This is a genomic window from Thainema salinarum CENA647 (genome assembly GCF_057732415.1).
In genome coordinates, this window is sequence record NZ_JBYJZJ010000022.1 from 2,526,070 (window position 1) to 2,541,896 (window position 15,827).

The 15,827-nt window shown below is 50.0% G+C and carries 10 protein-coding genes and 1 pseudogene; 6 read left to right on the top strand and 5 right to left on the bottom strand.

Going from position 1 to position 15,827, the window contains the following annotated elements:
* Positions 1–52: 52 nt before the first annotated feature.
* Positions 53–529 carry an urease accessory protein UreE gene (gene ureE / locus AC286M_RS18025; protein ID WP_488205705.1) on the bottom strand — a complete coding sequence of 159 codons (477 nt, stop codon included), beginning with the start codon at positions 527–529 and terminating at the stop codon, positions 53–55.
* Positions 530–1,124: 595 nt separating this feature from the next.
* On the opposite strand from ureE, the gene AC286M_RS18030 reads away from it, so the two are divergent.
* Complete coding sequence (locus AC286M_RS18030) at positions 1,125–1,655, top strand: helix-turn-helix transcriptional regulator (RefSeq protein WP_488205706.1); 531 nt, start codon at positions 1,125–1,127, stop codon at positions 1,653–1,655.
* A gap of 432 nt (positions 1,656–2,087) precedes the next feature.
* Here AC286M_RS18030 and AC286M_RS18035 read toward each other — a convergent pair whose 3' ends face one another.
* Positions 2,088–2,366 carry a hypothetical protein gene (locus AC286M_RS18035; RefSeq protein ID WP_488205707.1) on the bottom strand — a complete coding sequence of 93 codons (279 nt, stop codon included), beginning with the start codon at positions 2,364–2,366 and terminating at the stop codon, positions 2,088–2,090.
* A 120-nt stretch (positions 2,367–2,486) separates the two neighbouring features.
* Here AC286M_RS18035 and AC286M_RS18040 point away from each other — a divergent pair, with 120 nt between their 5' ends.
* The 5 genes from AC286M_RS18040 (at position 2,487) to AC286M_RS18060 (ending at position 12,205) form a co-directional block, all read left to right on the top strand.
* Entirely contained in the window at positions 2,487–3,347 is an 861-nt protein-coding gene (locus tag AC286M_RS18040; protein ID WP_488205708.1) for a sulfurtransferase, read from the top strand.
* A gap of 200 nt (positions 3,348–3,547) precedes the next feature.
* The gene (locus AC286M_RS18045; RefSeq protein ID WP_488205709.1) at positions 3,548–6,568 is read left to right on the top strand and encodes a HAMP domain-containing protein; all 3,021 of its coding nucleotides are present in this window, start codon (positions 3,548–3,550) and stop codon (positions 6,566–6,568) included.
* A 75-nt stretch (positions 6,569–6,643) separates the two neighbouring features.
* Positions 6,644–9,961 carry a chemotaxis protein CheW gene (locus AC286M_RS18050; RefSeq protein ID WP_488205710.1) on the top strand — a complete coding sequence of 1,106 codons (3,318 nt, stop codon included), beginning with the start codon at positions 6,644–6,646 and terminating at the stop codon, positions 9,959–9,961.
* A 101-nt stretch (positions 9,962–10,062) separates the two neighbouring features.
* Entirely contained in the window at positions 10,063–10,827 is a 765-nt protein-coding gene (locus AC286M_RS18055; RefSeq protein WP_488205711.1) for an amino acid ABC transporter ATP-binding protein, read from the top strand.
* Between the two features lie 361 nt (positions 10,828–11,188).
* On the top strand, positions 11,189–12,205 hold the full coding sequence (locus tag AC286M_RS18060; RefSeq protein ID WP_488203685.1) for an IS110 family RNA-guided transposase: 1,017 nt from the start codon (positions 11,189–11,191) through the stop codon (positions 12,203–12,205).
* 37 nt (positions 12,206–12,242) lie between these two features.
* On the opposite strand, the pseudogene AC286M_RS18065 reads toward AC286M_RS18060, so the two are convergent.
* The 3 genes and pseudogenes from AC286M_RS18065 to AC286M_RS18075 form a co-directional block, all read right to left on the bottom strand.
* Positions 12,243–13,320 (bottom strand): annotated as a pseudogene (locus tag AC286M_RS18065) (ISAs1 family transposase).
* Positions 13,321–13,452: 132 nt separating this feature from the next.
* Complete coding sequence (locus AC286M_RS18070) at positions 13,453–13,629, bottom strand: hypothetical protein (protein WP_488205712.1); 177 nt, start codon at positions 13,627–13,629, stop codon at positions 13,453–13,455.
* Positions 13,630–13,653: 24 nt separating this feature from the next.
* On the bottom strand, positions 13,654–15,777 hold the full coding sequence (locus AC286M_RS18075; protein ID WP_488205713.1) for a DNA methyltransferase: 2,124 nt from the start codon (positions 15,775–15,777) through the stop codon (positions 13,654–13,656).
* Positions 15,778–15,827 lie beyond the last annotated feature (50 nt).

Genomic DNA, 15,827 nt, shown 5'->3' on the forward strand with positions numbered 1-15,827 from the left:
GCGTTATTTTACCGCCGCGTTACGGCACCCAATCGCTCGAAATTGCGTCAGCTTAATGATGATGCTCATGAGCAGAATGATGGTACGCACCAACTTCCGGATTAAAGGGGGCAACTTCCGTAGTGATGAACAGGCCAAGCTGCTGCAGCATGGCTTCTAAAACTGGATCGGGGGATAATCGAAGCCAATCGGAGGTGATTTCCAGCGAAACGTGGCGATTGCCCAAGTGATAAGCCGCTCGCAGTAGTAGCAAGGGGGTGGTTGCGGTAACGGTCAGAACGGATTCAGGTTTCGCGATCACGCGAATGCAGGTAGAACTCGCTGAATCTGCTGAATCTGCGGCATCGGTGAGCAAGTCACCATCTTGTAAAACCGTTCCTCTGGGCAAGTTGAGATAAACTGACTGACCCGCTACCGTCGTGAACCGATGCCGCGATCGCGTGCGCTCCTCTGCAGTGAGCGCTAGTTGGTCGTGAACAATCGTGGTGGCAGTAGCGGGGGAGCGGTGAACCAGAGTCACAATAGACACAAAACTTTAAACTCCACTTCCTAAAGTGTCTCTAAATTCAGTCAACAGATTAGAACAACAGATCCTGAATTGATTGGATCAAGATGAAGACTGATTATCCGGCGTTATTCATAGATTTGCTCAAGATTGCTGAATATTGTACAGATTTTTGGCGGGATACAACGGCAATATTCTGGTCTCGATTCCTAATAATCAATTAGACACATTTTGAAGTGTCACAGAGAAAAAGGCTTCTTATCCGGATTCGGCAAAGTTTGAGGTGGAGTTTTCCACAAGAGCATATGAGACATCCCCCTGTTTCATCCCTGCGTCACTTTGCATACAAGTCTCAGCGTGTAAGACCGGATGGTGTAGTCCTTTATTAAATTCATACATTCAATTCACTTCAACGGCTTCACGTTGCTTGCCTCTGAATCAGTATAGAGACAAGCACGAGAGACAAAGCAATCGAGTGGTTTTACTCTCTGTTGTTCATCTCAAAGCCCCCCTTAACATGAACATGCAAACAGTTTCTCTTGGTTCATTTGATCTAGACAATGTTAATTGCGAGGAGGAGAAAAATCTAAATTCGCCTAATATTCCGTCTGATTTCTTGATGCTACATGCGGTAGTAGAAGGATTATTTGATGGTGTTTTAATTCTGACGCCTGACGGCAAGGTCATTCAGTCCAATTCTTATGGTGCTGAGATTTTAAATGAGCTTTACCAGCGTCAGCCTACGTCTAATCCCCTACCGGAACCACTCTGGCGCATCTGCCAGCTTCTGGTGGAAAGTCGGATTGACTTTCCGGATCAGGTGGTGATGATTGAAGACGAAATTGAAACGGATTGTCCGGCCCCAATTCGAGTGCGGGCCCGCTGGCTCACACTGGCTACAGCAGAACAGCCCTGCATTTTAGTGACACTGGAAGACTGCTATCAAACGGCTTGTCAACGTGCGATCGCAGAAAGTCACCAATATGGTTTAACGCAACGGGAATCAGAGGTTTGGCTGCTGAAACGGGCTAACTACAGCTACGAACAAATTGCATCACAGTTATACATTGCAATTAATACGGTGAAGAAGCATCTCAAGAGCATTTATGCCAAGCAACAAGATGCAATTAACAGCCGTATGGCTTACTAGGGCAATACTACCCAAGTCGCGAGCGATCACTTTTCCGTGATCAATGCGTGATTTGAAAAAAGACAAAATCTTTATACGACATCGGGTTAAACAGTTTTGATATCCAACACTGCAATCTCCTGTAAGGTGGGCATCGCCCACCTTACGCTATGTTTAATCACGTCTAGAACAATAAGGGCATTTTGCTGTCGCATCGCGATCGCAAAATGCCCTTATTAGGTTTAATAACTATCGATGACTATTTTGAAGATGACGATATCAGGGTGAGCCAGTTATCCCGCATCGAGTAAGGTGAGGCGCGAGGAGTAAGGTGAGGCGTGAGGAGTAAGGAGTAATGCGAGTTACAACTTAGAACCCAGCACCCAATACCTAACACCCAATACCTAGCACCAACACCAAACCCCTCTGTAGTGCCAAATTCCAGAACCGGCATTAGCTGCCCGCACAGGGATTTCCCTTACTCGCGCAGGGATCAGCAGACGCACAAGGATTGGCAGACGCACAGGGGTTCTCTTTGCTCGCACAGGGATTCTCCTTACTCGCACAGGGATCAGCCGATGCACAGGGGTTTTCCTTGCCTGCACAGGGATTCGATTCCGTTTGTTCAGTGGCATCCGGGCTACTCGTCGATTCAGGATTGGCGCAGCCCGTTACCATACCAATACTGAGGACAGACGCAACGGCCATCATGCCAAGATACTTCGCTTGCATAGTCAAGTCTCCTCTAAAAATTTAATTACCCTCTATGTCCACCCACCATAGAGGGCTTAAATTGGGACTCAATGGGAACGGAATAAGTTTTCCCTGAAAGAATGCTGAGAGCGAATTAATATGACCGAGCTATTTGTATCTGCTGACTGGTTAGCTGAGCATCTAGATGATCCAAGCGTCTGCATTGTAGACTGCCGATTTTCGCTGCCGGAACCGGATTTGGGGCGTCACCAATACGAACAAGCTCATATTCCCGGCGCTTACTATCTGAGTTTAGATCAGGATTTATCCAGCCCTGTCCAGACTCATGGAGGACGCCATCCGCTGCCCGATCCGGCTCAGTTTGCGCGGCGCATGAATGAGTTGGGCCTTCATGCTGCTCAAGAGGGTCACCCCGCAACGATGGTTGTGGCCTACGATGACTCAAACTTTGCCTTTGCGGCGCGGCTCTGGTGGCTGTTGCGTTACTTTGGCCATGACCAGGTGGCGGTACTTAACGGCGGCTGGTCGAGTTGGCAGGCAGGCGGATATCCCACAGCGACCGAACAGCCCCAGCCCCAATCCGGTACGTTTAAGCCCGAAACTCGCGATCGCACTCTGGTTGATATTGAACAGGTCAAACAGCGCAAAGAACAGCCGGGGGTGACGGTGATTGACTCGCGCGCCCCCGAACGTTACCGGGGCGAAGTGGAACTGATTGACCCCATTGCCGGACATATTCCCGGTGCTGTGAACTATCCCTGGATGCAGGTCGTGGACGAGAAGCATCAGCTGCGATCGCAAACGGAACTGACTGAGCTGTATGCTGCTTTGCAGCCTGCCGAAGAAGTCATTGTGTACTGTGGTTCTGGCGTAACGGCCTGTGTGAATCTGCTGGCGATGGAGGCAGCAGGATTAACCAACGGCAAGCTCTATGTCGGGAGCTGGAGCGATTGGTGTTCCTATGAGGACACGGTTAAAGCAATTGCAACGTCCTTGTAACATTTGATTGGTGCCCTTTCGTGGTCAACGTAGAGTAAAGTGAGGGGCTTTGTAGGTTTGTTGCAGATTGTGGGCGATCGCAATCGGCGGGGAAGACTAACACTACAATCTCTCTGTTTATATGCGCCCTTTTTATATGCACCCTTTACATTCGCGCCCCAGCCGGATCGTGTAAACCAACCATGAACGAGGTGGATGTCATGGCTCAACCTCCTTCCGACCATCGATCCAATTCACCACCTAATGATCACCCTGCCCCAACGAATGGTACAGGGGCAAATGGCGCACGCCCCAACGAATGGACTGAATCTGCGATCGCACCTACCAATGCCGACGTGAATAATATCGAACTGACCGAATCTGAGCTGGCCGAGTTAGAACAATCCGCTGCTAGCTCCCCCCATCCGAATAATGGATATTCCACTTTCAATAACTTAAACAACACGGTAGATCACGCAGGATTAGAGCCTGAGAGGCTAGGTGGCAACGGTTCCGGTAATGGTTTACAGGCCAATCCGACCAGCGATAATTTAGATCACAGGCCGGATGCGGCAGCCTTTGATGAGGAGTTTGAGCTGGAACCTCCCATCGTGTTAGAGCCGGATGAACTTGGTTCCGATGCAGATGGATCATTCATCGCCCTACCGCCACAGGCGTTGCCGCGTCCCCCCTTCTGGCATCGCTTAGAAACCAAAGCGGCTGCGATCGCACTGCTCTGCGGCTTGCTATCGGGGGCGCTGGTGGGTGGCGGTGTCTATCTGGCAACCAGTCGTTTACTGTCTCAGCAGGCCAAGCAAATCCAGACGCAGCAAACTGAGCAGTTGGCCGAAAATATCGCTGCGTTTTTGCGCGATCGCACTCAAGAGATTAGCCAGATTGCCAGTAGCACAACTCTCACCAGTGCCGGATTCTGGAATCAGCCGCTCGCCGACAAGCAGCAGGTGATCAATCGCCTGCAGGAACAGCAGAGCCGCTACGCTACGCTGGCAATTTTTAATCGTCAGGGCCAAAAACTCGTGCAAGCTCCGGGTGAAGTTGACCCAGCACTTGCGAATCCTGCACCTGCCGCCGATATTGCACCGCCAGCCGATGTCGCACCGCAACCAGCCACCCCAAATTTAGGCAATTCAGATGCTGCGAATGTACCTGCGGCTGAACCTGTGGCAGAAGTTGCCCAACCCGTCGCTGAACCAGAACCCGTTGCTGTAGGAATACAGCAGGTTTTAACCTCACAACAGATGGCGTTTACGCCATCTACGACGCCTGGTATGGCTTTTGATATTGCGGCTCCGATTCAAATTAATGGGCAACTGGTGGGTGTCCTGCAGGCGCAGATCGCGGTGGATACCGTTCAGCCCGCCTTCGTTCCCGCAGCTGACCAACCCAATCAGAGTTACTTAGTTCAGTCAGATGGTACGCTGCTCAATCAGTCCGATGCTGCCGTCTCAGATCAACTGCCTGAATCTGTCGTCGCCGCTTGGCCAGAGTTAACGCAATCCAATCCTGCGCTAGTGGAGCAAGATAGTTACTGGGTGAGTGCCGTCCCGGTTGCGCTACCCGCTGCTGGACTAGATGATGCAGGACTGAGCGCCGTGTGGGTGCAGCCAGAGTTGGGAGTGCGACGTTTGCCGCCTGGCGTGGCCTATACCGTCGGGATTGGCGCACTGTTGGCTGGTCTGGGTTCTGGCGTGCTGGGAGCATGGGCCGCTAGCCGCACGACTCGCTCACTGCGGCAGGCCACACAGACCATTCAAGATTTAGAGCGCGATCGCAGATCGCCCACTCTAGCTATCGCAGGCCGAGGCGAAGTGGCGATGCTGGGACGGTCGGTACAGTCGCTGGCTAATCATATTGATCAAACTCGACAAACCCACGTTTTAGAGCTGACTGAGCTTCAGGAGGATGTAGATACGGCTCGACAGCAGGCTGAGGCCATCCGCGATCGCATTCAGCACCTTCAGCAGGAGCATCAGCATCAGTTGGAGCACCTGCAAGCCGATGTTGGTGATCAGCAAGCCACTTGGCAGCAGTCTACGGAGCAACTGCGAGCCGACCATGCTCGACAAGTGGAAGCGATCCAGGCTGATTATCGTCAGCTCATTGAACAGCTCCAGCAGGAAGCCAAACACAGTCGCCACCAGCAAGAAGAGGTGGTTCAGCAGCTTGAAACGCAGCGTCATCGGCAATTGGACGAACTGCGAGCCGCAATGCAGGCGGTTAATCAGGGCAACTTTGACCAGCCCCTGCCCGAAACGACCGGAGAGCTGAAGGAAATTGCTCAAGCCTATAGCCTCACGGTAAGGCACCTGCACCAGGCCAGACAGCAGCAGGCGCGATCTCAAACTCGACTGGCTGAAATCATTTCCCAGCTTGACCATGAAATTCAGTCCCTACAAACCTTTGAGCAATCGTTTGATCCCCTGGCGATGTGGCCAACTGCCGATCAGTCGCTGCGGGCAGTCAACGCCACGCTGCACAACCTGACGCAAAACATGCAGCAGCTCAAAGAACTAGCGCAGACAAGCGACACCACGCTGGCTGATGCGTCGGCGACACAACCGATTGCTAGTTTGCAAACTCTGCACCAGTCATCCGGTGATTTGCAGCAGCAACTGGAGCACATGCAGCCAGGCTTGCAGCAGATGATGCAAACCGTGCTGGAACTGAGTCAGATTACCGGACAAATTACCCTACTCACGTTCAATGCCTCCCTTAATCTGTCGCGCTTGCCGGGTGATATTGGGCAGGCGCGACAGCCGTTGGCAAAACGGCTAGGCCAACTGCGATCTCTGAGCCAGCAGTCCACGCAGAAAACCCAAAGCCTTACCCAGCAAATGGCTCACTTCCAGCAGGCTATCACGCAGGTTTCACCCCAAGTCGCTCAGATTGCTACGCAGGTTCTAGGCAATATCCAGTCCCTCACTCAGCTTCAGCAGCAGCTTGACCATTTAGCCAAACTGCAGCAAACGCTACTACCCCAGCTTGAACAGACCCAGCAATCTTTGGCTGCACAAGCTCACCCGATCATGGGTACTCTAGAAGCGATGCAGGATGCCCCCAGCCTGACTGAACAAGCCCGCGTCCAACTTGCCCAGATTACAACCGCTCTCCAAGAAATCCTAGCGGTTGCTCACCAGCTCGCCAATGAGTCATTTAATGAGCCTAATGAGCCACTTGAACTGAATACCGATTCACATTCGACTCTCCTTGATCCCGATTGAATATTTTCCCTATAGCCCTTTAACAGCCCTCTACATCCTGCGCCCACCCATTTTGCCGCAATCTATTCAAAACCTATGGTGACCTCACCGAACTCTCCCAACGCTCAAACTTTTGCCGAGAACGATGCTCTACCGATGCTGGACGCCTTAGAGAGTGAGCTATCCAGCTTATCCTCTCATCCGTCTGATAGCCGGTTTCATGAACTAGATGGCCTATTAGGTCGGTTGATTGGGCAGGCTAAGCAAGCTCAGGTTACTGTACTAGCCGCGATCGCAACTCGACTCCGGGCGGTTTTACAGCAGTTTCATCAGCACCAGCAGGCGATTCCGATTGACTCGCTGATTCAGCAGTTGTTGCTGCAAGCGCATGAATGTTTGCAGTTACCAGCTACAGAACTCAGCATGTTTGGAGAGTTTGACGCAGCCCAAGCCCAAGCTAAAGCAGAACCGATTTTGCAGCAGCTTGAGGCACGTTTGGCTCAGGTAAATCCGGCCTTTGCGATAGCGGCCCATTCGGCCAGTGATGTCAGTGATATGAGTGGGCTAGATATAGGATTGGACGGCCTAGACGACTTTTCCGACTCCGATCAGAGGTCTACTACCGCTGCTACCGGATCTGTAGGCGATTTGATTGATGATTTGTTTGGCCCCGATGATACCGATGATGATGCGACAGCGGCTGATGCGGACGATTGGCTGATGGCTGATGATGTCCTGCCAGATGGGAATCACGCCCCCATTTCTGATTTAGAACTAGCGACGCTGGCAGAACCCGGACTGGATATTGATAAGCTGTTTAAATCCGGGTTTGCCGCCGAAGAGGATGACGAATCGACCGATTGGTTAAGCGAAGCGGATCAACCGGAAACGCTTGAACCACCGATGCAGAGCAGTGATGCTGGCAATCAGGATATTAGCGATTGGCTGCTGCTGGATATAGAAGACACAGAGGCAGACGAGTCAAGCGATTTGTTTGCCGATACAGTGATGGGGCCATCTACAGACTATTCACCCGTTATGAATAGTTTTGAGGATGTGCTGGCCGCTGATTTACCGTTGAAGGCGGTAGCCACGTCAACTGCGTCAGATCTGTCTGCGTCAGATCTGTCTGCGTCAGATCAGGCCGTAGCCCCCAGCGTTTCAGCTCCAGCAGCGGATCAAGATTTGGTCACGCCAACCAACTTGTTTGATGCATTTCCTGAGCCAGAATCCAAATCAGAAAACTCGCCAGAATCTACATCAGGCGATCTGATGCCCGATGTCCAACCTCTTAGCTCGATTGCAGAAGCCGACTTGTCTAATGAGCGATTCGAGGGAGATGTGCCAACCGAGCGCAACGTGGTTACTCCCGGTAACTTGTTTGAAGAAGATTGGTTGGGTGATTCTGATGCGGCTCCAAGTGCAGCCGTCGATTCGGCCAGTGCTGAAATTGATGATGAGGTGCTGATTGGTGAATTGTTCGCAGACGAGCAGACTAAGAATGAGTCGGCAATGAGTTTAGCACCTGCGATCTCACCTGCTTCTGCTTACGATCTGCCGCATCGGATTGCTGCCCCTATCGATCATGATCATATCGATCATGATCAAATAGATTCAAAACAAGCTGACATAACCGATAACGCTGATGATGATGCCATTTTCTCGGACTTTATTGTGCCTGATCCGCAGGTAGAACCCGCCGCTGCACAGGATGCGGTGGATGACATAGGTGGCGCGGCTGGTGCCAATCATCTGGATGCTGGCGACGATCTGTTTGGCGGAATTGGTTTGGCTGCAGCCACTGACGAGTCCCAATCTGGGGCTGATAACCGTGCAGCACTAAAAGCCAAGCGTAATTCAGCCAGCGCAGAGTTGCCAGATGCCGATAATGAAGCGCTGATGGCGGCGCTCTTTGCGGATGATGCCGCCGAGGCGAAAGACGGCACTGCAGCAGCAGAACCGACCAGCACTATTTTGTCGCCCAGGTCGGCAGCTCGTTCCGCGCCCCGTCCGCAATCGACACCGTTGCCGACGCCCAGCGAGCTGATGGTTACAGATGCTGCCGAGGGCTTAGTGGCTTCGTTTTGGCATTCACCTGAATCCATCACCGATCAGGGCCTAATTCACCTGAATCGCGATCGCGTTGAGGGGCTGAACCAGCAAGTTGTGCAGCTCACGGCCAATCAGTCTTGGCTACAGCATCAGCATCAGACGCTACAGCATACGATTACTGAACTTCAGCTGCGTACCGATTCCGCGACTGACGAAGCGCATCCGACTCCCTCCCAGGCCATGCTGACGGAGGCGACAACTCAGCTACAGCAGATGGAATCAACGCTGAAGCGGCAGCAGCACACGATTTCTAATTTGCGCGATCAGTGGATTGATGCCCAAACTCTGCCGATTTATCAGTTCCTTCAGCGATTTCCAACCTGGCTGAGTCAGTCTGTTTTGACCCAACAGAAGCCTGTCCAGATTAGTATTCAGGCCATTTCGGCTCGTATGGATCGAGCGACATTGGAAACGCTGCAAGATGCGATCGCACAGCTATTGCAGTACAGCATTGAGTACAGCATTGAGCCGCAGGATATTCGCCAGCGACGGGGCAAACCGGAGATTGCCCAGATTGCGCTCCAGGTACAGGTGCAGGGCCAACAAGCCATTTTTGAATTGACTGATGATGGCTGGGGGCTGGATCTAGATGCCATTCGGCAAGATGCAGCGGAGCTGGGCTGGGGGGATGAACAAACTTTGGCTGACTTGAGCCTGAGCGAGCTGATTCAGCAGGGTGCTGGCAAGTTGCGATCGCTGACGACAGCAACCCGCCAGGTTTCCACGCTGTCCCTGGTACAAACTCGGCTCCAGGATCAGCAGGGTAAGCTCTCGGCCACAACGAATCCAGGTCAAGGTTTGACGTTTACAATTCACCTGCCGCTGCCGCTGATCAAGCTGGATGGCTTGCTCTGTCAGGTGAACGAGCAGTTTTTGGCCTTCTCGGCTGCCGCCATCGAAGAAATTGTGGTGCCCACTGCTGAGCAGTTGACCGCATCCGGTCAGCGACTGGTGTGGAACGGTACGCAAATTCCAGTCATTGCGCTGACGGATTATTTAGAAGATATCTGTGACAGCCGCTTAGCTCAGCAGCTTGATTTGCCGCCCGTTTCGCTGCCTGAAACTTGGCATTCGCCCCTACTGATTGTGCAAACGGCTACTCAAGCAGTTGCGATCGCAGTTGATGCGTTTGTCGCGCAAGAAGCACTGGTCATTCAAGCGCTATCACCGGAACCAGCAACCAATTTGCCGGACTATATTCAGGGTTGTGCTGCGTTACGCAATGGTCAGCAGGTGGTGATGCTAGACGCCGTTTTACTGGCAGAACAGCTTAGTCAAACTGCGATCGCGCTACCCATGTAACAACTGTTATATAACTCATGAAACGAAAACAAAAGACAATGATGGGTTTGCGAATTGAGCCCATATGAGTATGATGAACGATATTATTTCCCCATCCGGCCATGCAAGAAGACAGTACTCCGATTATTTACTTCGAAGGCATTGAGAAGCGATTTGGTGCGCTGCAAGTCCTGAACGGCATTACAGGCCACATTAATCAAGGCGAAGTGGTGTCTATCATTGGGCCGTCCGGATGCGGCAAAAGTACGCTGTTGCGCTGCTTCAATCGACTGGAAACGATTAATGGCGGGACGCTGGTGGTAAACGGGGTGGATTTATCCGGGTCTAAGATATCCACGAAGCAACTCCGACAATTGCGGGCGTCTGTGGGCATGGTGTTCCAGCAGTTCAACCTCTTTCCCCACATGAGCGTTTTGGAAAACCTGACTCTTGCACCCCAGAAGGTACTAGGATTATCCGCTAAGGAGAGCCGCGAACGGGCCAGCACGTTTTTAGACAAAGTGGGATTGTCCGCCAAGGCAACGGCTTATCCCGATCAGCTTTCAGGTGGACAAAAACAGCGAGTTGCGATCGCACGTTCGCTCTGCATGAAGCCCCAAATTATTTTGTTCGATGAACCGACCAGCGCTCTCGATCCAGAGCTGGTGGGAGAGGTACTAATGGTGATGAAGCAGCTCGCGGATGAGGGGATGACGATGATTGTCGTCACGCACGAAATGCAGTTTGCGCGGGAAGTTGCCAATCGGGTGATGTTCCTCAATCAAGGTGTTGTGGAGGAAGAAGGCCCAGCACGAGAAACGCTAACTCATCCCAAGAGCGAGCGCTTACAGGCATTTCTCAGCCGCATGGATTTTGCCATTGTTTAAACGTTACGTAGGTATTCAGACATTCCGTAGGGGCGTTAGCGAAGCCATACCCGAAAGGCTATATGGCCATTCGCCCCTACCCCCTATGTGTAAGGGCGGGTTTAGCCATTCAGTGAATAGTCTTAAGCAAAATGTTTGTACAAAACCCGCCCCTTGTATATGAGGGAAGATAAAAGACAAGGAAACCCCAGACGAAGTAGTGACTCTGGACCCGCCCCTGAGCGAATAGCTCGCGAGGTAGATTATAGTAGCCTGCGATGGAGTTTTCCTTGTCTCTTCCCTGCTTATCGACGAATCTGAACCCAGTATCAAGGGGACTGTCAGTAGAACAGCCACCCCGCATTGAACAAGGACAGTATCGTTGGATGGAGGGTTAACGGTTGAGGAACGAGTGATGAATCAGACTGGCTTGCCGATTCTCGGCATTGACGTGAGCAAAGCGAAATTGCATGTGGCCCTGCAAGTGGATGGTCAGCATCGGCCTAAACGCAAAGTGGTGACCAACAATCTAGCGGGCTACCAGCAGTTGAGTGAGTGGTTGGAGCGACAAGGAATTGAGCGGGTGCATGGTTGCCTGGAAGCGACCAACACCTATGGACAGGGAGTGGCGACCTACCTGTATGAGCAAGGCCATCAAGTGAGCATCATCAACCCCCTGTGCGTCAGTGGGTTTGCCCAGAGTGAATTGCAACGCAGCAAAACCGATGGAGCTGATGCCGCTCTGATTGCTCAGTTTGGCTGGCAAAAGCGTCCGGCCCCGTGGACACCACCGCCCGCTGAACTGGAGCAGTTGCAAGCGCTGAGTCGTCGCTTAGAAGACCTGCAGCAGATGATCACTCAGGAACGCAATCGGCTCGATACGGTGCATGAGGCGCTGCGCGAGGAGATTAAGTCTCATCTGCGCTTTCTCCATCAACAGGTCGATGCCCTAAAAAAGTCTATCCAGGAGCATCTTCAGCGCCACCCAGCGCTGGCCGCTGAGGTGAAACGCTTAGAGACCATTGTAGGCATTGGGGCTCTCTCTGCAGCCTGTATTCGAGCTGAAATTGGTTCGCTTGAGCGCTTTCGTTCTGCTCGGCAACTCGCTGCTTTCAGTGGCCTTACTCCTCAAGAGCATCAGTCTGGCACCTCCGTGTGTGGCAAGGTGCGCCTCTCTAAACTGGGCAATGCTCACTTGCGCCATCACCTCTATTTCCCCGCTTTAGTTGCGATTCGTCGCTCCACAGCGATCGCACACTGGCGCTCTGAGCTTCTCGCTCGCGGTAAAACCAAGATGCAAGTCGTCGGCGCGGTCATGCACAAACTGCTTCGCATCTGTTTTGCTGTTCTCAAGTCGGGCCAATCCTTTGACCCAGCTTTGCTGGGCCAACGTTCTTGACTTCAGCTAGACAAAACAGTATCTACCCAGGGCTGATTTATTGAAAAAAGGAAAATAGACGGGGGATATCGTGGGCTAAATGCCGCAGTCCCTTGGTGATGGAGGCAAATCCGGCTTGGCGAAACAGATTGACCGCAATCGTTCGCACAATCGCAAAATTGGTCGGTGCATGACCATCACACAAAGGGGCGTGATCTTCATGAAGCACGACATCCTTTGGCCAATGCAATCGATTCTCAATGTGCCAATGAGAGCGAATGTGCTGAGCAAAGCCTACGGCATCCAACGGGAGTGAACTGATGTAGAACATGGTCTGAGTGTAAGGCTGGTTGTCACGAGTTCCGACTCGTTCGACTCGAACCATGCGCTCGACTCCAACCCAACCGGGGTCTATCCCTGCGACTGATTCCAAAACACTGACGGTACGACTTGTTTGGCGCTCACGCGTTCGTTCAACTTGGCAATCTGAACTGGTGGGTAACGATTGCTCAAACTGGGTTCGCAGATGCTCAAACAGCTTAGGTTGATTCGGCTTGACGGCCATCAGGTAGTCATTGCCACTGGCAATAATCTGCTCAACCGTTTTTTTGAGTGTGCAACGCATCAAAACTGAAGCAAACTCCTTTGAATTGCAAGACATCTAACAAGGTCTGCACGGTGACAATCTCACTTTGCTGTTGGTTTCGCATCGATTGGAGTCCAACCACGACCCCTTGTTGCACACTGAAGGCAGAGACGACACTGACGAAGTCTTGATAACTTTGGTCATAGTCTGTGACGGTTGCCTTGATACTCTTGCCATCGGTGGCCAGTTGTTCTCCGGTTTGGGGCGCAAATGCCGTTGTTGCCCAGTCATTGAAGGCTTGACTCAGGTGTTCAAAGTTGGTTCGCACGATCACCTTGCGGATCGTTGAGTAGGCGGGCAGTCGGGTGTGAGGCAGCTCTAAACAGTCCAGCAACACCGTTTGATGCCGTTCGACGAAATCTTCAATCGCTCGGTAACCCAAGCACCCACTCATCGTTGCCATGATGATCAAAAGCAGCACGACCCACAGGGGATATCGCGGTTGAGTTCGAAAGTCTGGAATTTGCTTGAGATGGCTGATGAGGCTCATGGTTTAGTTGTTGTGCAAGAATGGTTACCTATCTCATTATCTTTTTTCTCTCATCAATAAATCAGCCCTGCCCCTACCCAGCATTTATGCACAAGAATCACCCCTACAATTGATCTATTTTCTATTAAAAATTTAGGGATTCCATTCCAGAATTAATACTTCTTCTTTCAATTGTTCTCCTGTTTTACTGGAAAGCCGAGTTCTAAATAATTCAATATCGCAAACGGTGTAATTCAATTCTTTTGCGATTTCAGCTAAGAGGGTTCCCGTTTGAATCAGCACCTGCAAATATGACGCTTGATCGCCCACCACATACGCTTTTTTTGTTTGAGGCTAGAAATTATACATGCTGATTTCGGAGGAACTCATCTCATGATTCTCTACTAGCTGATAATGCTTCTCCTCTTTAATAGCTACCTCACCATCCATGTTTTCAAATTCGAAGAGAGCAATAAGATTGTCATCCATAAACTGAGCGGCAATCGGACGACAAACCAAAACAGGAAACTTGTCTTCGCACATCTTAAAATCTTGCTCAATTTGGATAATACTCAATTTATCATTGTTGCCCTTTGCTTGAACAGGAATGATATATTGTGCTCCACGCTGATTGGTACCTACATATACTTCGTCCGTTTCGATTTGCCCAATATCTTTGACTGTTGTACGTAAATGATTTTGCAACGAATAACAGGTCACTCCTGTAAAGATATCAATTAGGCGGTTATATCGAAGAATCGCAAGAAGTGCCTGTTCATCATTCAGTGCATATCGACGAATAATTTCTGGAGTAGAGTCCAGGATTTTTATTTTTGACAACAGCGGATTTGGTTCTACTCTGTGAATTTTGCTCTTAACAAACGCATAGCGACCTCTACCAGTTGAGCGAATAATCCACTCTTCATCAGCATCTAGAAGATCCGAGATACTAGCTGGCAGATCAGCTCTATAGCGATAGGAATAAATTATATCTCCTAAGTTTTTAGGCGTCTCTATTTGCAGATCTTGTGCAGCAGATACAAGTTCTTCCCGCTCAAAATTAATTTCCCTATCTCCATCCGAATAGTTATCAAAGAATACTTTTTCAATCAACTGATCGTATCGATTTCCTTTGTTATTGCTCATAGCCATATCAGATTGGATGGAGAAATAATTTACTTTTTTAGATGGATTCCACTCTAAGACTAAGACTTCTTCTCTCAATTGATCGCCTGTTGCAGTCGAAATTCGTGTTCGAAATAAGTCTATGTCGCTAACGGTATATCCTAGTTCTACCGCAATATCTGCTAAAAGTTCTCCCGTTCTAATAAGCACTTGTAAATAGGAGGCTTGATCACCTACTACATAGGCCAATTTTGCTCCGGGCGTTAGGACAGATCGAAGTTCAGCAAAATGGCGTTTCATACCGCCAAAGTAAAGCCTAGTAGCACGATGATAGAGTTTCTCAAATCCTGATTGTTTATTAAGAGCAATTCTTCTGCGCTCTATCTCATTCGCAATCTGAATAACTGTGCTGTCCGGATTCAGAAAATCATCATCTGTGTCAGCAACATATACGTTTCGCGTATTTGATCGTACTAAATTTTGCTTAAACTCTCGTAGTTCCTTTTTGTTGCTGAGAAAGCCTAGTAGAACTGACTCTAAACGAGTTGTTCTTGTATAGTCTTTCTCATTGGGATACGGCGGGGATGTAATGACAGCATCAATAGAACTATGGTCTAAAAATTTAGAAACATCTCTAGAATCACCAAGATAGCAGTTAGCCCTTGGATATGCCTGGTGTTGGACGGCAATTAGATCTTCAGCCATCTGTGCTACCTGAGAGTACCAAGCTTCGAAAACCTTGGCATCCTCTCGTTTTTTCCTCCGAATTCCCACCTCAGGGCCAAACTTTAGGTTGCTAGCTGTATGAACAGCAACATTAGCTAATGCCAAACAAAAAATTTGCCTTGTTTTTTTACTCCGCTCCAATAAAATCAACTCTAATAAAAGTAGGCACTTATGGAGTGGTTTTTCACATATAGAATTTCTTAGAATTACTGAATATTGAGCATTCGTGAGCGTCTTTAATTCAAGAGAATTTTCTTCATTTTGTAAAGCATTATCTCTGATAATAGAGGCACGCTTCATCATATACTCAACATCAATATTCCAAGTTGTTTTAACTTGAGATGCAAAGTGGGACATTGGCGTTGCTTCGATTCCCACAGCAGATATAAGATTTTTTTTGGCCTCAACAATTGTTGTACCCGTTCCACAGAACGGATCGAGAACAGTGGATTGATCCGAAAGCTCAAATTTCTGGATATAGCTGCGTACTAAGTGTGGTGGAAAGGATAGAACAAAACGATACCAATCGTGAAATGCGCGATCAGTGTCTTGTAACTTGTTATTTCTCAAATCTTTTGGATCGAGACTGTCACCATAAAGCTGATTCATTCCAATTTGCAAAACCAAAATTGTTGATTTGCCTATAAAAACGAACTAGAGAGAGAACCAGCTATAGT

Bases quoted from the DNA above. Each gene is read 5' to 3' on its own strand.
- AC286M_RS18050 (WP_488205710.1), top strand. From the start codon at position 6,644: ATGGTGACCTCACCGAACTCTCCCAACGCTCAAACTTTTGCCGAGAAC.
- AC286M_RS18040 (WP_488205708.1), top strand. From the start codon at position 2,487: ATGACCGAGCTATTTGTATCTGCTGACTGGTTAGCTGAGCATCTAGAT.
- AC286M_RS18045 (WP_488205709.1), top strand. From the start codon at position 3,548: ATGGCTCAACCTCCTTCCGACCATCGATCCAATTCACCACCTAATGAT.
- AC286M_RS18030 (WP_488205706.1), top strand. From the start codon at position 1,125: ATGCTACATGCGGTAGTAGAAGGATTATTTGATGGTGTTTTAATTCTG.
- AC286M_RS18055 (WP_488205711.1), top strand. From the start codon at position 10,063: ATGCAAGAAGACAGTACTCCGATTATTTACTTCGAAGGCATTGAGAAG.
- AC286M_RS18035 (WP_488205707.1), bottom strand. From the start codon at position 2,366: ATGCAAGCGAAGTATCTTGGCATGATGGCCGTTGCGTCTGTCCTCAGT.